This window comes from Enterobacter bugandensis, from assembly GCF_900324475.1.
GTDB classification, from domain to species: Bacteria; Pseudomonadota; Gammaproteobacteria; order Enterobacterales; family Enterobacteriaceae; genus Enterobacter; species Enterobacter bugandensis.
Window position 1 is genome coordinate 4011978 of record NZ_LT992502.1, and the last position, 20825, is coordinate 4032802.

Genomic DNA, 20825 nt, shown 5'->3' on the forward strand with positions numbered 1-20825 from the left:
AGGGTGAGGGCATCAGGCCTCAATATCCGCCATATCCCCTTTCTCCTGCAGCCAGTTACGTCGGTCTTCCGAACGTTTCTTGGCGAGGAGCATATCCATCACGGCGTTGGTTTGCTGTTCGTCTTCGTCGCTGATCGTCAGCTGCACCAGGCGGCGCGTGTTCGGATCCAGCGTCGTTTCGCGCAGCTGCATCGGGTTCATTTCGCCCAGCCCTTTAAAGCGCTGCACATTTGGTTTGCCCTTCTTACGCTTAAGCTGCTCCAGCACGCCCGCCTTCTCTTCTTCCGTCAGCGCGTAGTACACCTCTTTGCCGAGGTCGATACGGTAGAGCGGCGGCAGCGCCACGTGGACGTGACCGTTTTTCACCAGCGTGCGGAAGTGCTTCACAAACAGCGCGCACAGCAGCGTGGCGATGTGCAGACCATCGGAGTCCGCATCCGCGAGAATACAGATCTTGCCGTAGCGCAGCTGGCTCAGATCCTCGCTGTCCGGATCGATGCCGATCGCAACGGAGATGTCGTGCACTTCCTGCGAGGCCAGCACTTCGTCTGAAGAGACTTCCCAGGTGTTCAGGATCTTACCCTTGAGTGGCATGATCGCCTGATATTCACGATCGCGCGCCTGTTTGGCCGACCCACCCGCCGAATCCCCTTCCACGAGGAACAGCTCGGTGCGGTTGAGATCCTGCGCGGTACAGTCCGCCAGCTTGCCCGGCAGCGCAGGGCCGCTGGTCAGCTTTTTACGCACCACTTTCTTCGCGGCACGCAGACGACGCTGGGCGCTGGAGATCGCCATTTCAGCCAGCATCTCAGCCGCCTGAACGTTCTGGTTCAGCCACAGGGTAAACGCATCTTTCACCACGCCGGAGACGAACGCCGCGCACTGGCGCGATGACAGACGTTCTTTGGTCTGACCGGCAAACTGCGGATCCTGCATTTTCACGGAGAGCACGTAGGCGCAGCGGTCCCAGATATCTTCCGCCGAGAGCTTCACGCCGCGCGGCAGAATGTTGCGGTATTCGCAGAACTCACGCATCGCGTCCAGCAGTCCCTGACGCAGGCCGTTGACGTGGGTACCGCCGAGCATGGTTGGGATCAGGTTAACGTAGCTTTCGGTCAGCAGCTCGCCGCCTTCCGGCAGCCACAGCAGCGCCCAATCCACCGCTTCGGTATCACCGCTAAAGTTACCGACAAACGGTTTTTCCGGCAGCGTTGGCAGGCCGTTTACCGCTTCGCACAGGTAGTCGTTCAGGCCATCGGCGTAGCACCAGGTCTGCTCGGTGTTGTTGACGTGATCTTTAAAGGTAATTTCCACGCCCGGGCACAGTACCGCTTTGGCTTTCAGCAGATGCGTCAGGCGAGAAACGGAAAAACGCGGGCTGTCGAAGAAGCTTTCGTCAGGCCAGAAGTGGACGCTCGTGCCGGTGTTGCGTTTAGCGCACGTGCCGACAACCTGCAGATCCTGCACCTTCTCGCCGTTTTCAAACGCGATGTTGTAGACCTGGCCGTCGCGACGGACGTTCACTTCCACGCGTTTGGACAGGGCGTTCACCACGGAAATCCCCACGCCGTGCAGACCACCGGAGAACTGATAGTTCTTGTTGGAGAACTTACCGCCCGCGTGCAGTCGGCAGAGAATCAGCTCAACGGCAGGCACGCCCTCTTCCGGGTGGATGTCCACCGGCATGCCGCGACCGTCGTCGATGACCTCCAGCGACTGATCGGCGTGCAGGATGACGTCAACGCGTTTGGCATGGCCCGCCAGCGCTTCGTCCACACTGTTATCAATAACTTCCTGGCCCAGATGGTTCGGGCGCGTCGTATCGGTATACATCCCCGGGCGGCGGCGAACCGGCTCAAGCCCGGTGAGTACCTCAATGGCATCAGCGTTATAGGTTTGCGTCATGATTTAAACTAGCAATTCGCATTGATTGTCAGTGGCTGTGCAGTCCAAGAAAATCGACAATCTGGGTGAAATGATCCTCAAAGCCCGTGAAAGCATGGTTTCCGCCCTCTTCTATAGTCTGGCGGCAGGAGGCGTAATACGCCACTGCCTGGCGGTAATCCAGCACTTCATCACCCGTCTGCTGCAGCAGCCAGATGAGATCCGGCGCTTCAAGCGGGTCGACCTGCATAACTTTGAGATCGTAAATATGGCGTGACTCTAGCACATATTGCTGCCCGGTGTAGGGGTTCTCGTTTTCGCCAAGAAAGTCCCTCAGCAGCTCAAATGGCCGTACCGCCGGATTAACCACAACGGCGGGCAGCATAAAGCATTGTGAGAGCCAGGTGGCATAGTACCCGCCCAGCGATGAGCCGACTACGCCAAAGGATTCACCGCCGTGTTCAAGCACGATCGATTCGAGCATTTCCGCCGCCTCCGCCGGGTACGGCGGCAGCTGCGGGATAATCATCTCAACGTGGGGGTGATGCTCGCTCAGCCACTGGCGAAACTGCGTCGCTTTTGCGGAGCGCGGCGAGCTGTTGAATCCGTGCAGATAAAGGAGCGTAGACATCAGTAGCCTTCTGAAGCGGTATCCGGGCGGAACTCTGCGCCTGCCAGACGGCAGACTTCCGTGGTCAGCGTGCCGTCGGCATGCAGTTCCAGCCAGCGCCAGCCTGGCGCGATGGTATCCAGCGTAAAGTTGGCGCAGTGCGGCTTAAACTGCACACAGGTTGAAGGCGTCGCCAGCATGCGGCGTCCGTTCCAGTCGAGATCCTGTTCCTGATGGATGTGTCCGCACAGCAGGTGTTTCACGCGCGGGTATTTCGCCAGCACGCTATCCAGCGCCGCGGAGTTACGCAGGCTGTGCTGATCCAGCCAGCTGCAGCCCGCCGGCAGCGGATGATGATGGAGCAACAGCAGCGTATGACGTTCAGGTTCGGCAGCCAGTTTGGTCTCCAGCCAGTCGAGTTGAAACTCGCTTAATTCACCGTGCGGGACGCCAAATACCTGGCTGTCCAGCAGCAGGATCTGCCACTGTTCACCCGCAAATACGCACTTCGCCGGAGAAATCCCCGCATCCTGAAGGGAGCTGTACATTGCGGGCTGGAAATCGTGGTTTCCGGGCAGCCAGACGCAAGGCACGCTAAAGCTCGCGATGCCTTCAGCAAAATGCTGGTAGGCCGCGGAGGACTGGTCCTGCGCCAGATCGCCCGTTGCGACAATCAGGTCGCAGTCGCGATGTTCAGCGTGAATGGCGCTCAGTACCGCCTGATAACTCTCCCAGGTATTAACCCCCAGCAAAGTTTCATGCTTTTCGGCAAAAAGGTGGGTATCGGTGATTTGTAATATCCTGACTGGCGCCCCACCAGCAACAGTCAGGTTCAACAGGCTTTCCAAATGGTGTCCTTAGGTAGGTTTATGACGCTAACAAACCGGAATCGCCATTGCTCCATGTGCTAAACAATATCTTAGCCAGTCGGCTAAAAACTGGTTAATTTGATGCTTTTCGTCGCGTTGATGCAACTTTTTATTCGGATAATCATACCGCGCCTTGAAGCGAAAGATCTGCTGACTTGAACACACTTCAGCGACCATCGCGTCATGATAGAGACGCACCGTCATTGACGGCAGGCTCCAGTAGCTGATGCTGGGCGCTGTTTGTTCTATTTCCACCAGCGTAGTGTAGCGCGTTGATTCTGTTATCGTTAACCGATACTGCGCGTTGCTCACCTGATAGCTTACCGTTTCGCCGGGTGCGTCGTTTCTCGGCAGCAGGCGGCGCAGCTGTGCGAAATTGGTTTCGCACAGGCGCATCATTTCTGGGAAGTCAGGCGTATAGCGCTTCATTTTTTCCACTCGTTTCGTAATGTCTGATAATGCAGCTGCAGCCATTGCAGGGCGATGACAGACGCTGCGTTGTCGATTTTCCCCTCTTCTACCCACTGATAAGCCTGTTCCCGGCTCACCACATGAACCCGAATATCTTCGTTTTCATCAGCCAGACCGTGAATACCTTCTGCGGTCGTGGCGTCCACTTCGCCCACCATAATGGATAAGCGTTCGCTGGTGCCACCCGGACTCGCCAGATAGCTCAACACCGGTTTTGTGCGGCCTACCACCAGCCCGGCCTCTTCCAGCGCCTCGCGACGGGCGACGTCTTCAACCGACTCGCCCTCTTCGATCATCCCTGCCACCATCTCCAGCAGCCACGGGCTTTCACTGGTGTCATACGCGGCAATGCGGATCTGCTCCACCAGCACGACTTCGTCACGCACTGGGTCAAAGGGTAGCAAGACAGCCGCATGCCCGCGCTCAAAAATTTCACGTCTGATTTCGCCGCTCATTTCACCGTTGAACAGGCGATGCCTGAAACGGTAAAGATCCATCGAAAAAAAACCGCTATAAAGCGTTTCTCGTGCAATAATTTCTACATCGTTTTTGGCGAATGTCACGGGCAACTTTTCTGGTTTTTGCATGAGTCGAGTCCTGGTAGCAATGGTGATGAAATTGTGAATTTCAAGGCTGTTTGGCTGCCGTTTGTAAGGCTATATGGTAGATTGGTGCAAATTACCGCCAGATGGCACGTAACGCCAACCTTTTGGTGTGGATGATTCTGTTAGAATCGGCAATTATTTTTTAATTAGATCAGCGCTAATACTGCTTCACAACAAGGAATGCAAATGAAGAAATTGCTCCCCATCCTTATCGGCCTGAGCCTGACGGGCTTCAGTGCAATGAGCCAGGCGGAAAACCTGTTACAGGTCTACCAGCAGGCACGTCTGGGCAACCCTGATTTACGTAAATCAGCGGCCGATCGTGATGCTGCGTTTGAAAAGATTAACGAAGCGCGTAGCCCACTGCTGCCGCAGTTAGGTTTAGGTGCAGATTATACCTACAGCAACGGTTTCCGCGACGCTAACGGCGTTAACTCCAATGCTACCAGCGCCTCACTGCAATTAACACAGACGCTGTTTGATATGTCCAAATGGCGCGCCCTGACCCTGCAGGAAAAGAGCGCGGGCATCCAGGATGTGACCTATCAGACCGACCAGCAAACGCTGATCCTGAATACTGCCACCGCGTACTTCAACGTGCTGAGCGCCATTGACGCGCTCTCCTACACCGAAGCGCAGAAACAGGCCATTTACCGTCAGTTAGATCAAACCACCCAGCGCTTCAACGTGGGTCTGGTGGCGATCACCGACGTGCAGAACGCCCGTTCACAGTACGACACCGTGCTGGCCAACGAAGTGACCGCGCGTAACAACCTCGACAACGCGCTGGAATCCCTGCGCCAGGTGACCGGGAATTACTATCCTGAGCTGGCTTCCCTGAACGTCGACAGCTTCAAAACGGATAAGCCGCAGGCCGTTAACGCCCTGCTGAAAGAGGCGGAAAACCGCAACCTGACGTTGCTGCAGGCGCGTCTGAGCCAGGACCTGGCCCGCGAGCAAATTCGTCAGGCGCAGGACGGCCATCTGCCAACCCTGAGCCTGAGCGCGTCCACCGGCGTTTCTGACACGACCTACAGCGGCTCTAAAACCAATTCTGCCCAGTATGACGACAGCAATATGGGTCAGAACAAAGTGGGCCTGAGCTTCTCTCTGCCACTGTACCAGGGCGGTCAGGTCAACTCTCAGGTGAAACAGGCGCAGTACAACTTTGTTGGCGCGAGCGAGCAGTTGGAAAGCGCGCACCGCAACGTGGTGCAGACCGTGCGTTCGTCCTTCAACAACGTGAACGCGTCTATCAGTAGCATCAACGCCTATAAACAGGCCGTTGTGTCTGCACAGAGCTCCCTGGACGCGATGGAAGCCGGTTACTCCGTTGGTACCCGCACCATCGTTGACGTGCTGGACGCGACCACCACGCTCTACAACGCGAAACAGCAGCTCTCCAGCGCACGTTATCAGTACCTGATTAACCAGCTGAACATTAAGCAGGCTCTGGGTACGCTGAACGAGCAAGACCTGCAGATGCTGAACAGCGCGCTGGGCAAACCGGTCTCTACCTCGCCGGACAGCGTTGCGCCGGAGAACCCGGAGCAGGTTGCCGCCGTTGATAACTTCAACGCTAACGGCAGCGCCCCTGCCGCACAGCCAGCGGCCGCGCGTAGCACGGCACCTGCAAGCAGCGGTTCTAACCCGTTCCGTAACTAAGAGTGTTATCACGCCCTCTCTCACCGGGAGAGGGCGCAGCTGAATCACACCCGAACGTAAGCCAACGTAAAGATCCCCCTGATTCCGCCCCTCTTCGCTTCATTTTCAACCACTCATCCACTATCCTGAGCGTTATTACCACTGGGTCCTGGAAGACAAACATGAAACGGACAAAAACGATCAATCACGCGTCGTTCCGCAAAAGCTGGAACGCACGTCATCTCACCCCTGTTGCGCTGGCAGTAACCGCGGTCTTTATGCTGGCAGGCTGTGAGAAAAACGACGAAACGGTTTCGCTGTATCAAAACGCGGACGACTGCTCCGCAGCAACCGGCCAGGCAGCAGAATGTAAAACCGCCTACACCAACGCCCTGAAAGAAGCGGAACGCACCGCGCCGAAATACGCCTCACGCGAAGACTGCGTGGCGGAATTTGGTGAAGGACAGTGTCAGCAGACGCCAGCTCAGGCAGGTACTGCGCCGGAGAATCAGGCGCAGGCGCAGTCCAGCGGCAGCTTCTGGATGCCATTAATGGCAGGCTACATGATGGGCCGCCTGATGGGCGGCGGTGCGGGCTATCAGCAGCAACCGCTGTTTAGCTCGAAAAACCCGGCCAGCCCGGCTTATGGTCAATATACCGATGCCAGCGGCAAAGGCTATGGCGCAGCGACCCCGGGCCGCACCGTGACCGTCCCGAAAACCGCGATGGCACCGAAGCCTGCGACCACCAGCACCATCACCCGCGGTGGGTTCGGTGAGTCTGTGGCGAAACAGACCAGCATGCAGCGTAGTGCAACAGGCACTTCCACTCGCTCAATGGGCGGCTGATCATGGAACGAGTCGGTATTACCGAGCGCCCGGACTGGCGCGAAAAAGCCACTGAATACGGTTTTAACTTCCACACCATGTACGGCGAACCGTACTGGTGTGAAGATGCTTACTACAAACTGACGCTCGACCAGGTGGAAAAACTGGAAGAGGTGACGGCCGAGCTGCACCAGATGTGCCTGAAGGTGGTGGATAAAGTCATCGACAGTGACGAGCTGATGACTAAATTCCGTATTCCGAAGCACACCTGGAGTTTCGTCCGTCAGTCGTGGAAAACGAATCAGCCTTCGCTTTACTCTCGCCTCGATCTGGCGTGGGATGGCGTGGGTGAGCCGAAGCTTTTAGAAAACAACGCGGATACGCCGACCTCTCTTTACGAAGCGGCATTCTTCCAGTGGATTTGGCTGGAAGATCAGATGAACGCCGGAAACCTGCCGGAAGGTAGCGACCAGTTCAACAGCCTGCAGGAAAAGCTGATTGAGCGTTTCGCCGAACTGCGGGAGCAGTTTGGCTTCAATCTGCTGCATCTTGCCTGCTGTCGCGACACGGAGGAAGACAGGGGCACGGTTCAGTATCTGCAGGACTGCGCGGCCGAAGCGGAAGTGGCGACTGAATTCCTCTATATCGAGGATATCGGCCTGGGGGAAAAAGGTCAGTTTACGGATATGCAGGATCAGGTGATCAGCAACCTGTTCAAGCTCTATCCGTGGGAATACATGCTGCGTGAAATGTTCTCCACCAAGCTGGAAGACGCGGGCGTGCGCTGGCTGGAACCGGCGTGGAAGAGCATTATCTCCAATAAAGCCCTGCTGCCGATGCTGTGGGAGATGTTCCCGAACCACCCTAACCTGTTGCCAGCTTACTTTGCCGAAGATGAGTTCCCGCCGATGGAGAAATACGTCGTTAAGCCTATCTTTTCCCGCGAAGGCGCGAACGTCTCCATTATCGAAAACGGTAAAACGCTGGAAGCGGTTGAAGGGCCATACGGTGAAGAAGGGATGATCGTCCAGGAGTTTTATCAACTTCCGAAATTTGGCGACAGCTATACGCTGATCGGCAGCTGGCTTATTAACGATCAACCTGCCGGGATTGGTATTCGCGAAGATCGCGCGTTGATTACGCAGGATCTGTCACGGTTCTATCCGCATATTTTTGTTGAATAAAACTTGCCCGGTGGCGCTACGCTTACCGGGCATGTTTTTACCCCACCTGCACCGACAGCATACTCAAACTGCCCATCTCAATGCCGTCAACCGGAATGGTAACCGGCTCCTGACCGTCCCATGCACCTAACACATACAGCAGCGGCAGGAAGTGCTCCGGCGTCGGGTTAGAGAGCGAACCGCCTTCGTGATCCAGATAGTTCACTAACGGATGCTTCTCAACCGGGCCTTGCCAGGTCAGGTTCGCTTTGACGTAAGCGTTAAAAGCGCTCGCCCACGGGTATGGCGTGTTCTCACCGTGCCAGCGCGCCGTACGCAGGTTATGCACCACGTTGCCGCTTGCCACCAGCATGATGCCCTCATCACGCAGGGTCGCCAGTTTGCGGCCCATTTCCAGATGCCAGGCCGCCGGTTTAGTGCTGTCGATGCTTAACTGCACCATCGGAATATCTGCATCAGGGTACATCTTAATCAGCACGCCCCACGAGCCGTGGTCAAATCCCCAGGCTTCTTTATCCAGCGCCACTGGAACAGGTGCGAGCAACTCTACCAGCCGCTGTGCCAGCGCAGGCGAGCCGGGAGCCGGATAATGCGTATCATACAGCGCCTGCGGGAAGCCGCCGAAATCATGAATGGTTTTAGGCGCTTCCATGGCCGTCACGCCGGTACCACGGGTAAACCAGTGCGCAGACACCACCACAATCGCCTTCGGACGCGGCAATGTCTCCCCCAGATGACGCCAGGCGCGGGTATAAACGTTGTCTTCCAGAACGTTCATTGGGCTGCCGTGGCCTAAAAACAGTGCAGGCATACGAGAAGAAGACATGGTGGTATCCTTAGAGAAGGTGTCAATTTGATGGTTCTACATTACGCGCATTCAGGTGAAGATAAACGCAGATAACCGTGAAGATCATCATCAGGAAATTTGAACGTAAGATATCCCTTAAGGAGAGTGCATGTCAGTACCCTTAATTTTGACCGTGCTTGCGGGTGCCGCGACCTTTATCGGTGCGTTCCTCGGCGTGCTCGGGCAAAAACCGTCTAATCGTCTTCTGGCGTTCTCGCTGGGCTTCGCCGCTGGGATCATGCTGCTTATCTCGCTGATGGAGATGCTGCCAGCAGCGCTTCACACCGAGGGAATGTCTCCGGTTCTGGGCTACGGCATGTTCATCGTTGGTCTGCTGGGCTATTTTGCGCTCGACCGCATGCTGCCCCACGCCCACCCTCAGGATTTGATGCAAAAAAGCGTTACTCCAATCCCCGGCAACATCAAGCGCACGGCGATCCTGCTGACGCTGGGTATCAGCCTGCACAACTTCCCGGAAGGTGTCGCCACGTATGTCACGGCCAGCAGCAATCTGGAAATGGGATTTGGTGTCGCGCTGGCGGTAGCCTTACACAATATTCCTGAAGGACTTGCAGTGGCCGGGCCGGTTTATGCCGCAACGGGTTCAAAACGTACTGCCGTCTTCTGGGCGGGGATTTCCGGGATGGCCGAAATTCTCGGCGGTGTGCTGGCGTGGCTGATCCTTGGAAGCCTCGTCTCCCCTGTCGTGATGGCGGCGATTATGGCTGCCGTGGCCGGGATTATGGTTGCGCTCTCCGTAGATGAGCTGATGCCGCTGGCGAAAGAGATCGATCCTAACAATAATCCCAGCTACGGCGTGCTGTGCGGCATGTCGGTGATGGGGTTAAGCCTGGTGCTGCTGCAAACGGCAGGTATAGGCTGACACGGATGCCCTCATCGATGAGGGCAATTCTTTGATGCGCCCCAGCGCAGCCGTTGCATTTTACACTGTCTGCGGCTCTGTATTTACAATTGGAAATCAAGAGTTTTTATGAATATTTTAATCGCAATATTTCCCAATTAAATTGCGCTTAAAAAGCCGCTGCTGCATGAAATATTAATCGGTTACGATAATAATAAATTATATATTAACCTCCTCTAAAAATATCTTTAAGCCTCATTAATCGTAAAAGCCGCCCTCAACCCGTTATACTTTGCGAGTATTCTGAAAATTAATATTCAGATTATGAATTCAATTGAAAAAGGATATTTTCATGTATATGGGTAAAAAAGTATTGTTAGCGGTTGCGATGGCTGCCATCGTTTCGGGTTCTGCTTTTGCTGATGACCAGGGTTCCGGCAAAATCAAATTCAAAGGCGTGGTCATTGATGCACCGTGCAGCATTGCACCAGACAGCGTTGATAAAGAAGTGGACCTGGGTGAAGTTACCACTGCCGTGATCAACGCTAACAAAAAGTCTACCGCTGTTCCGGTTGATATCAATCTGGAGAACTGCCAGCTTGACGATCCGGCGGACGAAACGGATACGCCAGTGACCAAAGTTGACGTGACCTTCACCAGCGCAGCAACTGACGCTACTGACACCAGCCTGATGAGCAACACCTATGCAAGCGGTGCTCAGAACGTCGGTGTTCGTCTGCTGGACAACAACGAAGCCAACATCACCCTGGGTTCGGCTCAAACGGTCGATCTGCTGGCGGGTTCCACCACTCAGACTCTGCACTTCAAAGCATTAATGGAAGTTGCTCAGGGTAAAACTGCCACAGCGGGTCAGGTTGAAGCGACTGCCAACTATGTGCTGATGTACAAATAAGGCAATGCATCACGATAAAACCGGCTGGCATTATTTGCCAGCCGGTATGTGATATTATTTTGGTAACAGGATGATGACATATAAATTACAATCTAAAATCATCATTGCGTCCCTGTTAATGACGAAGATTGCCTCTGCCACCGAGTTTAATATCAATGCCATTGATAAAGACCAGCGGAGCAGCGTTGACCTCTCCCTTTTTAAAAATGAAATAGCGGTTACCCCTGGCAGCTATTTTGTTACCGTATCAATTAACGACACACCGCTGGCTAACGGCTGGCAGCTTAGCTGGAAAGAGGTAAATAATACGGTACAGGTGTGTATTCCTCCTGAACTGGCGGATACGTTTGCCCTGAAAGAGGAAGTCCGCGACGCCTTACCCGAAAAAGAAGGATGCGTCGACTTTTCCTCCAGACCGGATATCACCTTTAATTTTGAACAAGCGACCCAGACGCTGAAGGTCACCGTACCCCAGGCATGGTTGCAGTACCGCGCCGCCGACTGGATGCCACCCGCAACGTGGGACAATGGCGTACCGGGCGTGATTCTGGATTACAACCTGTTCGCCAGCCACTATCAGCCCAGCGACGGCAGCAGCACCAACAACGCCAACACCTATGGCACGGCGGGCGCGAATATGGGCGCATGGCGCCTGCGCAGTGATTATCAGTACAGCCAAACGCATACCGATGCAGGTTCGGATCATGACGGACGCTTTTCGCGCGTCTACATGTTCCGCCCTCTTCCTTCGCTTGGTGCTAAGCTGACGCTGGGTGAAACGGACTTCCAGTCCTCAATCTTTGACGCTTTTACCTATACCGGCGCCTCCCTGATCAGCGATGAGCGCATGCTCCCCTGGTCGCTGCGTGGCTATGCGCCACAAATTACCGGTATCGCGCAAACCAACGCGACCGTCACCGTCAGCCTGTCCGATCGCGTAATTTATCAAAGCAAAGTCCCGCCTGGCCCCTTTGTTATTCAGGATCTTAACCAGTCCGTTCAGGGAACGCTGGACGTAAAAGTGACGGAGGAAGACGGGCGCGTCAGCACCTTCCAGGTCTCGGCGGAATCGGTGCCTTTTTTAACGCGTAAAGGGCAGGTTCGCTACAAGCTGGCGGCGGGTAAAGCGCGTAAAGACGCCTCTCATGACGTCGAAGACACCGGTTTTATGAGCGGTGAATTCTCATGGGGAATGCTGTCAAACACCTCGCTCTATGGCGGGACGCTTGCCGACGGGGATCATTACCGTTCCATTGCCGCCGGGGTCGGGCAAAATATGGCGCATCTGGGTGCCCTCTCTTTTGACGTCACGCAGGCCACCAGCCAGCTCCCCTTCCAGGATAGCCAGACGGGTTACAGCTACCGTTTTAACTACAGTAAGCGTTTCGATACCACCGGCAGCCAGCTTACGCTTGCCAGCTACCGCTACTCCGATCGGAAATTCCTGAGCTATGCCCGCTTCCTTGATTATGACGACAACGATCGTCAGACAGAAAAGCAGACGCTGAGCGTAACCGCCAGCCAGTACATCAGCTCGTTATCGCTCAACCTCTACGTCAACGTACTGCGTCAGACCTGGTGGAACGAAGCCCCGTCCACGACCGGAAGCATTACCGCAGGCTATAACTTTGATCTGGGGCGCTGGAAAAACCTCGGCGTCACCCTCTCCTGGAGCAAGACGCATTACGAAGATGAAGACGACGATACGCAGTTTTATCTTTCCCTGAGCGTACCGATCGATCCGGATCATCGCCTCAGTTACGATCTGCACAACAGCGATAGCCTGAGCCAAAATGTCTCCTGGTACGACACGTCCGATCGCAATAATACCTGGGGCGTCTCCGCGGGGACGGAGAGTGAACACGCGGACGCGGGCGCACAGATGAGCGGCAACTATCAGCATTATTCACCGTTTGGCGATCTGAATATCTCCGGAAGTTATAAAGCTGATGAATATAACTCCCTGAGCGCCAGCTGGAATGGCTCGTTTACCTCAACGGCCAAAGGCGCGGCGCTGCACCGTCGCAGCTACGGAAACGAACCGCGCGTGATGGTCAGCACCGACGGCGTCGGCAACATTCCGCTGAACATGTCGCGGGATGAAACCAACCGCTTTGGTATCGGCGTTTTACCGTCGGTTTCCAGTTACTCTCCCGCCAGCGTACAGGTCAATCTGGATAACCTGCCTGACGGCGTCGATGTGGACAACCGCATCACGACCACCACCTGGACCGAGGGGGCGATTGGCTACCGCCAGATTGCCACGCGCGCTGGCAACGATATTGCCGGCATTATCCGTACGCCAGCCGGCACTCCGCCGCTGGGCGCGATTGTTCACCTGCTGGAAAGTGACCAGCAAATCGGCATGGTCGCCGACGAAGGCCACGTCTGGCTGGGAGCAGTCGAGCCTGAACAACAATTCCGGGTAACGTGGGGTGACAATCAGCAGTGTCGCTTCTCGCTGCCTTCACACCTTGAAAACAGTATGCAGTTGATACTGCCATGCCAGTAAGAAACCATGATGAAACTGACCTCATTCACTAGCCTGTGCCTGATGTTAATCGGCACCGCATTTACCACCCACGCCGCCGTTAACCTGGACCGCACCCGCATTGTGTTTCCGGAAAGCGATAAGGCCAGCAGCCTCAAGATTGATAACCAGAGCAAAACGTTGCCTTATCTGGCGCTCTCCTGGATAGAAGATGAAAACGGACGCAAGGAGGACAGCCATTTTATGGCGCTTCCGCCGATTCAACGTCTTGAAGCGGGCGCCTCGTCTCAGGTCCGGATTGTGAAGCAGGCCGCGACCGCCCGGTTGCCGAAAGACCGGGAATCGCTGTTTTATTTCAACCTGCGCGAGGTGCCGCCGAAAAGTTCCAGCGCGAGCGAGGAACGCAGCGTCATGCAGGTCGCGATGCAGAGCAGGATCAAACTGTTCTGGCGTCCCAAAGCGATCGCCAAAAAGGCAGGCGATCAGGCAGAAATGCGTATGGAAGTCACCGCAAACGCGAAAGGGCTCACCGTGCATAACCCTACGCCTTATTACATCACGCTGGCGTGGCTGAGCAAAAATGCGAAAACCATGCTGCCCGGTTTTGACAGCCTGATGATCGCCCCGTTTGCGACGGCGACAACCTCTACCGGTGACTATCATGGCAACTACTACAGCATTGGCTACATTGATGATTACGGTGCGCTGAAAAAGGTCGACGCGCAATGTTCAGGTACGGCGAAATGTACGCTCAGCGAGCATAAGGTCGATAAAGATGCGCAAGCTCGCTAATCTGCTGTTCCTGCTGCTGATATCCGCTCTGCCCGTAAGAGAAGCGCTGGCGCTGGACTGCTATCTTGGTGCTTCAGGCGGGCCGGTTGAAGAGACAAAAACCATCTCGCCCTTTGCTATCCCCAGCAACGCGCAGGTGGGGCAGAAAATCTGGGAATCAGATGACATTAAAATCCCGGTCACCTGCGATCACAACGTCAACGGCGGCTTTGAGCCGGAAGACGTATTCGCCTGGGTTAACCCTTATCCTGCCGCAACGGACCCTTACTATGAGCTTGGCGTAACCTACGAAGGGGTGGATTACGATGCCACGGGCCAGCCGAATGGCGTGGACACCCGCCAGTGTCTTGATAACAAGAATATCCTCATCTATACCCCGGATCAGATACGGCAGATGGGCTGGGAAAACCTGATCTGCTCCGGTAACCCGGATGACGTCCATACGACACGCACGTTTATTGCCCGCTTTCGCCTGTTTGTAAAAATTAAGGCGATTCCGCCTCACGGCTACGTGAGTTCGCTCGGCGATTACATCGTGGTGCAGTTTGACGGTAAAGGCGGGGTCAACCAGATGGCCGACGCGAAAAACCTGAAGTATCACATCAACGGCTTGCAAAACATTACCGTTCTGGACTGCGGGGCAACCTTCAGCATCTACCCTGAAAACCAGGAGATCGATTTTGGCACCTTCAGCGCTCGCGACATTGTGAACCAGAAAACGCGCGTTCGTGAATTTACGGTTAAAACCACCAAGGTGCAGGACGCGCAGTGCTCTGATGGATTCAAAATGGACTCGTCATTCTACACGAACGAAAAGCTCAGCGCTGACGATACGGCGCTGTTGATTGGCAACGGGCTAAAACTGCGTATTCTGAACGGAACGGATCCGTTTACCTTCAACCACTATCAGGAGTATGCCGACTTCACCGGGAGTACGTTGCAGTATGAGCAAAAGTACACGGCAGAGCTGTCGTGGGATGAGGGAAAAGCGATCCAGTCCGGACCGTTTGAAACCGTGGTGCTGTTTAAAATTAACTACCACTAGCGACAAAAAAAGCCGGGTTTCCCCGGCTTTTTCACATCAACGGTCTCAGCTGGCCTTGCGCTCGTGCGCCTGACGGTATTCCACCAGATCTTCAATTGTGACAACCGGCATGTTGTGCAGACGCGCAAAGGTGATGCACTCTGGCGCGCGGGCCATGGTGCCGTCATCGTTGGTCAGTTCACACAGCACGCCCGCAGGCTTAAAGCCCGCCAGTGTCACCAGGTCGATCGTCGCTTCGGTGTGACCACCGCGGGTCAGCACACCGCCCGCCTGCGCGCGCAGCGGGAAGACGTGGCCTGGACGATGCAGATCGGAGGGTTTCGCATCATCAGCAATGGCGGCACGCACGGTGGTCAGGCGGTCAGCCGCCGATACACCGGTAGTCACGCCATGCGCCGCTTCAATGGTCACGGTAAAGCCGGTACCAAAGGCGCTGGTGTTGTTCTCAACCATCATCGGCAGCTCGAGCTGCTTACGACGATCTTCGGTAATACACAGGCATACGATGCCGCTGCCGTGACGGATGGTCAGCGCCATCTGTTCAACGGTCATGTTTTCGGCGGCAAAAATCATGTCGCCTTCGTTTTCACGGTTTTCATCGTCAAGCACCATCACACCGCGGCCTTCGCGCAGTGCATCCAGTGCATGTTCAACACGTTGAGTTGAAGTGCCAAAAGAGGAAAGTAGCGTCTGATTCATGGTAAAAAAACCTCATTAACAATATGGTTACCAGAATCAGGGCAGTCTTAGGAGCGCCGTATAAGCGGCAAAAAGATAACGTGAGCGGGCCCATGCCCGACTGGATCGTTACTCTCTCCCATCCGGACTTTAACCGTCGGCCCCGGAATTACACCGGATCTGCTGACCTTTGAGAATTCACCCAAAGCGCTCGCGGGCTTTCAGCGTTAAGCTGATTTACCGCCGGTGGGGAATTTCGCCCCGCCCTGAGAATAAGCGAGATAACTATAACGCTATTGATTAACCTGGGCAATGCATAAGCTTCAAACAAATCTGCTTTATCCTGGGTCATGACGCGCTACAATGTTCATCAACACCGACTTATCAAGGGAAGCCATTATGATTGACCCGAAAAAAATTGAGCAGATCGCGCGTCAGGTTCATGAGTCCATGCCAAAGGGCATTCGTGAATTTGGTGATGACGTTGAGAAGAAAATCCGCCAGACGCTGCAGGCGCAGTTGGTTCGCCTTGATTTAGTCAGCCGCGAAGAGTTTGACGTGCAGACCCAGGTTCTGCTGCGCACCCGCGAGAAGCTGGCGCTGCTGGAACAGCGTCTGAGCGAGCTGGAAAACCGCAATGCGCCGGAAGAAGTGAAGCCGGCACCGGCCATTCCACCGGTGGACGACCAGGAGTAAGTGCGGCCTGATGCCCTCCCCCACAGGGAGAGGGTGAAAAAAACGGGCCAATTGGCCCGTTTTTTACTGACTGTCTTTCTGGATCTTCTTGATGATGTTGGTGGTTGAACACCCGTCCTCAAAATTGAGCACCATCACCTCACCGCCGTTGGCCCAGACCTCTTCGCTACCTGCGATTTGCTCCGGCTTGTAATCGCCGCCCTTCACCAGCAGGTCTGGCAGGATCCCGGCAATCAGGCGCTGCGGGGTATCTTCTTCAAACGACACCACCCAGTCCACCGCTTCCAGCGCGCCAAGCACAATCATACGTTGCTCGAGCGGGTTCACCGGGCGCGTTTCGCCTTTCAGACGTTTGGTCGACGCATCGCTGTTGACCGCCACAATCAGGCGATCGCCCAGCTTGCGCGCATTCGCCAGATACGACACGTGGCCCGCGTGCAGGATGTCAAACACGCCGTTGGTCATCACCACTTTTTCACCGCGCTTGCGCGCGGCGGCAACGGCCACCTTCAGCTCGTCTTCGGTCATGACGCCAAAACCGGTATCCGCACGCCCGCGCACCGCGTTTTCCAGCTCGATGGGCGAAACGGTTGAAGTACCCAATTTACCGACGACCACGCCCGCCGCGGCGTTCGCGAAGTAGCACGCCTCTTCCAGGGAGTTACCCGCCGCCAGCGTTGCCGCCAGCACGCCGATCACCGTATCACCGGCACCGGTCACGTCGTACACTTCCTGCGCCTGGGTTGGCATATGCAGCGGCGCCTTGCCCGGCTGCAGCAGCGTCATCCCCTGCTCGGAGCGGGTGACCAGCAGCGCGGACAGCTCGAAGTCAGCAATGATCTTCATGCCGCGCTCAACCAGTTCTTCTTCCGTTTTGCACTTGCCCGCCACCGCTTCGAACTCAGAAAGGTTTGGCGTCAGCAGGGTTGCGCCGCGATAGCGCTCAAAATCGGTGCCTTTCGGATCGATCAGCACCGGCACGCTGGCTTTACGCGCCAGCTGAATCATCGTTTGCACGCTCGCCAGCGCGCCTTTGGCGTAGTCAGACAGCACCAGCGCGCCGATGTTGCCCAGCGCCTGGTTAATGCGCTCGTGCAGCGGCTCGGGATCAACGCCTTCGAACCCTTCTTCAAAATCGAGGCGGATCAGCTGCTGGTTACGCGACAGCACGCGCAGCTTGGTGATGGTTGGGTGTGTCGGAACAGAAACGAAGTCGCACTTCACGTTCACGTCCGCCAGCGACTTGCTCAGCGCACGCGCCGCATCGTCGATACCGGTCAGGCCCACCAGACGCGAATGCGCGCCCAGCGAGGCTATGTTCATCGCCACGTTTGCCGCGCCGCCGGGACGCTCTTCAATGGTGTCGACCTTAACCACCGGTACCGGCGCTTCAGGAGAGATGCGGCTGGTCGGCCCATACCAGTAGCGATCCAGCATCACATCCCCGACAACCATTACTCCAGCACGTTCAAACTCTGGCAGTGTTACTTTCATTCCTGACTCCAGAAAGATTCACAATTTGCGCGCGATAATATCACACTTGTTTTGTTACGCACGGCTCCACCAGCCATTTCTGCCAGCTTGCCGTCACCTGGGCGCGCTCTGCGGTAAAACAGTCCAGCGCCACGTGGCCCGGCTGTTCCTGCAACGCCAGGTGATGAAGTTCATCGCGCAGCGTGGTGTAGGCGCGGGTTAAGGCCTGCGCCTCCTGCTCGTCCATAATGTCGTTTTGCGCCAGCAGTTCCAGAATGCGCACGTTATCGGACCAGCGCGTCAGCTTCGGCTTGTCGTGGGCATGCAGTAGCACCAGGTACTGAGTGATGAACTCAATATCGGTAATCCCGCCCTCATCGGCTTTGATATCAAAGCGATCGCGATGTTTGTTGCCCAAATGCGCGCGCATTTTCTCACGCATTTCGCGCACTTCAGTTTGCAGGGTGCTGCCCTCGCGCGGGGTTGTCATGACTGACTTGCGGATCGCATCGAACTGCGTTTTGAGCTGCGGATCGCCGTACACCACGCGGGCGCGCACCAGCGCCTGATGTTCCCACGTCCAGGCTTCGTTCTTCTGATAGTCAGCAAAAGCGTCCGTCGAGGTGACCAGCATGCCTGCCGCGCCGGACGGGCGCAGACGCGCGTCCACCTCGTACAGAATGCCCGACGAAGTGCGGGTGCTGAACAGGTGCATGATGCGCTGGGCCAGGCGCAGGTAGAACTGCCGCCCGTCAATCTCACGCTCGCCGTCGGTCATGACGTCCGCCGGACAGTCGTGCAGGAAAATCAGATCCAGATCGGAGCTGTAGCCCAGCTCCCAGCCGCCCAGCTTGCCGTAACCGACCACGGCAAACCCTCGCCCCTCGCGGTCAGCAAGGTGCTTCGGCTGGCCGTAGCGGGCCACCATCTGCACCCATGCCTGCTGAACTACCGCGTCGATGATCGCCTCCGCTAGCCAGGTTAAATGATCGCTCACTTTCATTACCGGCAGCGTACCGGCGATATCCGCCGCCGCCACGCGCAGCATCTGCGCCTGCTTAAACTGACGCAGCGCCTCGAGCTGTTGCTCTTCGTCCTCTTCCGGCACGCGCAGCAGATACTGGCGCAGCTCGTCGCGGTAGGCGTCCGTCGCCGTCGGCTGATAGAGCGTGTTCGGGTCGAGCAGTTCGTCCAGCAGCAGCGGGTATCGCGCCAGCTTGTTGGCTACCATCGGCGACGCGGCGCAGAGGGAAATCAGGTGTTTCAGCGCGCCGGGAAACTCGCTCAGCAGTTCAAGATAGGTGGTACGCGTGATAATCCCGCTCAGCAGCGGCATCATGCGCGACAGCGGCACCGGCGCATCCTCGCGGGAGCAGACCTCGCTCAGCAGGTGCGGCATCAGATGATCCAGCACCTGACGACCGCGCGGCCCAATGGCGCGCTTGTTCAGCTCAAGGCGGAAATCGGCAATCAAGGCCACCACGCGATGGCGGGCGTCGTCGCTTAAGTGCGCCAGCACCGGCGTGGTGTCATCTTCCTGGAGCGCGTCCTGCCACAGTTCGCGCCAGTGCTCGGAGAGCGCATCGTCCGGTGATTCACTTTCGTCGTCACCAATCAGATCGTTAAAGATGCGGCGAACGCCTGCCATATGGGCATCCAGCCGTTCGGTCAACGTTGACCAGTCATCCACCCGCATGCCCCAGGCCAGACGCGCCCGGTTAAGGTCATCCCCCGGCAGGGTCTGGGTCTGTTCGTCGTTAATGCTTTGCAGCAGGTTTTCCAGACGGCGCAGGAACAGATAGGCCTCGCGCAGGGTTTGCGCGTCGCCGTCCGGCAGCAAATGCAGTTGCTCAATGGCGCTCAGCGTCGGCAGCAGCGAGCGGGACTGCAGCGACGGCTCGCGCCCGCCGCGGATCAGCTGGAAGACCTGAACGATAAATTCGATTTCGCGGATGCCGCCCGCGCCGAGCTTGATGTTATCCTTCAGGCCGCGACGGCGCACCTCGCGGGCGATCATCCCTTTCATATTGCGCAGGGACTGGATCACGCTAAAGTCGATGTAACGGCGGAACACGAACGGGCGCAGCATGGCGCGCAGCTCATTGGCGTAAGCGTCGTCGCTGTCGCCCATGATCCGCGCTTTGACCATCGCGTAACGCTCCCAGTCGCGCCCCTGCTCCTGGTAATAATCTTCCAGCGCGGCGAAGCTCAGTACCAGCGGGCCGCTGTCGCCAAACGGGCGCAGGCGCATGTCCACGCGGTAAACAAAGCCGTCCTGCGTAGGCTGGTCCAGCGCCTTAATCAGACGCTGCCCGAGTCGGGTAAAGAACTGGGCGTTATCCAGCTCGCGACGACCGCCTCGCGTGGCGCCATTCTCCGGCCAGGCAAAGATCAGGTCGATATCCGAGGAGAAGTTCAGCTCGCAGCCGCCCAGCTTGCCCATCCCCAGAATCAACAGCGGCTGCGGAACCCCTTCTTCGCTGCACGGCGTGCCCCACTCTTTACAGCAGGCGGCGTAGAGCCAGTCCCGCGCGGCGACAATCAGCGTCTGCGCCAGCTCGCTCAACTGCTGCAAGGTGCTCTCTTCACTCACCAGCTCCAGCGCCTGCGCCCAGGCAATGCGCACCATCACCCGACGGCGGAACTGACGCAGAACGCGCATCAGCGTGGCTTCATCCGCCACATCTGCCAGCGCGGTTTGCAGCCAGCCAGCATAGTGGCGCCACTCATCAGCCTGCGGCGGCGCGCTTTCCAGCTCTGCCAGCCAGTCAGGATTGGCGCTGATGCTCTCCTGCACAAAATCACTGAACGTGAGCACGCTTTTCGCCTGCTCGCTTAACGATGACGCGGGTAACGACTCGGGCAGACGTTCGCAAACGGTTTGCCAGTGCTGCTGTAACTGCGAAGAAAGCGGCATATCAGGGGTTCCTTGCC

General features: G+C 56.6%; 18 protein-coding genes and 1 riboswitch. Of the genes, 9 read left to right on the forward strand and 9 right to left on the reverse strand.

Annotation, left to right across the window (positions count from 1 at the left end):
* Positions 1–12: 12 nt before the first annotated feature.
* The 5 genes from parE to nudF are packed head-to-tail and all read right to left on the reverse strand — an operon-like array spanning position 13 to position 4421.
* Positions 13–1905, reverse strand: coding sequence for a DNA topoisomerase IV subunit B (gene parE / locus DG357_RS19365; RefSeq protein ID WP_028014439.1), 1893 nt, complete (start codon positions 1903–1905; stop codon positions 13–15).
* Between the two features lie 28 nt (positions 1906–1933).
* Complete coding sequence (gene yqiA / locus DG357_RS19370; RefSeq protein WP_041908103.1) at positions 1934–2515, reverse strand: esterase YqiA; 582 nt, start codon at positions 2513–2515, stop codon at positions 1934–1936.
* The gene (gene cpdA, locus DG357_RS19375) at positions 2515–3342 is read right to left on the reverse strand and encodes a 3',5'-cyclic-AMP phosphodiesterase (protein WP_028014441.1); all 828 of its coding nucleotides are present in this window, start codon (positions 3340–3342) and stop codon (positions 2515–2517) included. The genes yqiA and cpdA overlap by 1 nt, the downstream gene beginning before the upstream one ends.
* Before the next feature lie 27 nt (positions 3343–3369).
* Positions 3370–3792, reverse strand: coding sequence for a DUF1249 family protein (locus DG357_RS19380; RefSeq protein ID WP_003862516.1), 423 nt, complete (start codon positions 3790–3792; stop codon positions 3370–3372).
* Entirely contained in the window at positions 3789–4421 is a 633-nt protein-coding gene (gene nudF, locus DG357_RS19385) for an ADP-ribose diphosphatase (RefSeq protein ID WP_028014443.1), read from the reverse strand. The genes DG357_RS19380 and nudF overlap by 4 nt, the downstream gene beginning before the upstream one ends.
* A gap of 204 nt (positions 4422–4625) precedes the next feature.
* On the opposite strand from nudF, the gene tolC reads away from it, so the two are divergent.
* The 3 genes from tolC to DG357_RS19400 all read left to right on the forward strand — a co-directional run bounded on the left by tolC (position 4626) and on the right by DG357_RS19400 (position 8094).
* Positions 4626–6104 (forward strand): outer membrane channel protein TolC, encoded by a 1479-nt coding sequence (gene tolC, locus DG357_RS19390; RefSeq protein ID WP_028014444.1) that lies wholly within the window; start codon positions 4626–4628, stop codon positions 6102–6104.
* Positions 6105–6265: 161 nt separating this feature from the next.
* Positions 6266–6931 carry a DUF1190 family protein gene (locus DG357_RS19395; RefSeq protein ID WP_028014445.1) on the forward strand — a complete coding sequence of 222 codons (666 nt, stop codon included), beginning with the start codon at positions 6266–6268 and terminating at the stop codon, positions 6929–6931.
* A 2-nt stretch (positions 6932–6933) separates the two neighbouring features.
* On the forward strand, positions 6934–8094 hold the full coding sequence (locus tag DG357_RS19400) for a glutathionylspermidine synthase family protein (protein ID WP_047364600.1): 1161 nt from the start codon (positions 6934–6936) through the stop codon (positions 8092–8094).
* 37 nt (positions 8095–8131) lie between these two features.
* Here the strand turns inward: DG357_RS19400 and ygiD are convergent, their stop codons facing one another.
* Entirely contained in the window at positions 8132–8920 is a 789-nt protein-coding gene (gene ygiD / locus DG357_RS19405; protein WP_048959959.1) for a 4,5-DOPA-extradiol-dioxygenase, read from the reverse strand.
* Between the two features lie 130 nt (positions 8921–9050).
* Here ygiD and zupT point away from each other — a divergent pair, with 130 nt between their 5' ends.
* The 5 genes from zupT to DG357_RS19430 all read left to right on the forward strand — a co-directional run bounded on the left by zupT (position 9051) and on the right by DG357_RS19430 (position 15044).
* Positions 9051–9824 (forward strand): zinc transporter ZupT, encoded by a 774-nt coding sequence (zupT, locus tag DG357_RS19410; RefSeq protein WP_028014448.1) that lies wholly within the window; start codon positions 9051–9053, stop codon positions 9822–9824.
* A gap of 331 nt (positions 9825–10155) precedes the next feature.
* Positions 10156–10716 carry a fimbrial protein gene (locus DG357_RS19415; RefSeq protein WP_045261131.1) on the forward strand — a complete coding sequence of 187 codons (561 nt, stop codon included), beginning with the start codon at positions 10156–10158 and terminating at the stop codon, positions 10714–10716.
* 73 nt (positions 10717–10789) lie between these two features.
* Positions 10790–13228: a fimbria/pilus outer membrane usher protein gene (locus DG357_RS19420; RefSeq protein WP_088204282.1), complete on the forward strand. Its 2439-nt coding sequence runs from the start codon at positions 10790–10792 to the stop codon at positions 13226–13228.
* Positions 13229–13237: 9 nt separating this feature from the next.
* On the forward strand, positions 13238–13999 hold the full coding sequence (locus DG357_RS19425; RefSeq protein ID WP_048959459.1) for a fimbrial biogenesis chaperone: 762 nt from the start codon (positions 13238–13240) through the stop codon (positions 13997–13999).
* A complete protein-coding gene (locus DG357_RS19430; RefSeq protein WP_088204283.1) occupies positions 13983–15044 on the forward strand; it encodes a fimbrial protein in 1062 nt (353 codons plus the stop codon). The genes DG357_RS19425 and DG357_RS19430 overlap by 17 nt, the downstream gene beginning before the upstream one ends.
* A 45-nt stretch (positions 15045–15089) precedes the next feature.
* Here the strand turns inward: DG357_RS19430 and ribB are convergent, their stop codons facing one another.
* The gene (ribB, locus tag DG357_RS19435; RefSeq protein WP_028017147.1) at positions 15090–15743 is read right to left on the reverse strand and encodes a 3,4-dihydroxy-2-butanone-4-phosphate synthase; all 654 of its coding nucleotides are present in this window, start codon (positions 15741–15743) and stop codon (positions 15090–15092) included.
* 106 nt (positions 15744–15849) lie between these two features.
* A riboswitch (FMN riboswitch) is annotated at positions 15850–16000 on the reverse strand.
* 121 nt (positions 16001–16121) lie between these two features.
* On the opposite strand from ribB, the gene ubiK reads away from it, so the two are divergent.
* Positions 16122–16418, forward strand: a complete 297-nt coding sequence (gene ubiK / locus DG357_RS19440; RefSeq protein ID WP_028014454.1) for a ubiquinone biosynthesis accessory factor UbiK — start codon at positions 16122–16124, stop codon at positions 16416–16418.
* 63 nt (positions 16419–16481) lie between these two features.
* Here ubiK and hldE read toward each other — a convergent pair whose 3' ends face one another.
* Entirely contained in the window at positions 16482–17912 is a 1431-nt protein-coding gene (gene hldE, locus DG357_RS19445) for a bifunctional D-glycero-beta-D-manno-heptose-7-phosphate kinase/D-glycero-beta-D-manno-heptose 1-phosphate adenylyltransferase HldE (protein WP_003862540.1), read from the reverse strand.
* A gap of 40 nt (positions 17913–17952) precedes the next feature.
* Complete coding sequence (glnE, locus tag DG357_RS19450) at positions 17953–20808, reverse strand: bifunctional [glutamate--ammonia ligase]-adenylyl-L-tyrosine phosphorylase/[glutamate--ammonia-ligase] adenylyltransferase (RefSeq protein ID WP_108780348.1); 2856 nt, start codon at positions 20806–20808, stop codon at positions 17953–17955.
* Positions 20809–20825 lie beyond the last annotated feature (17 nt).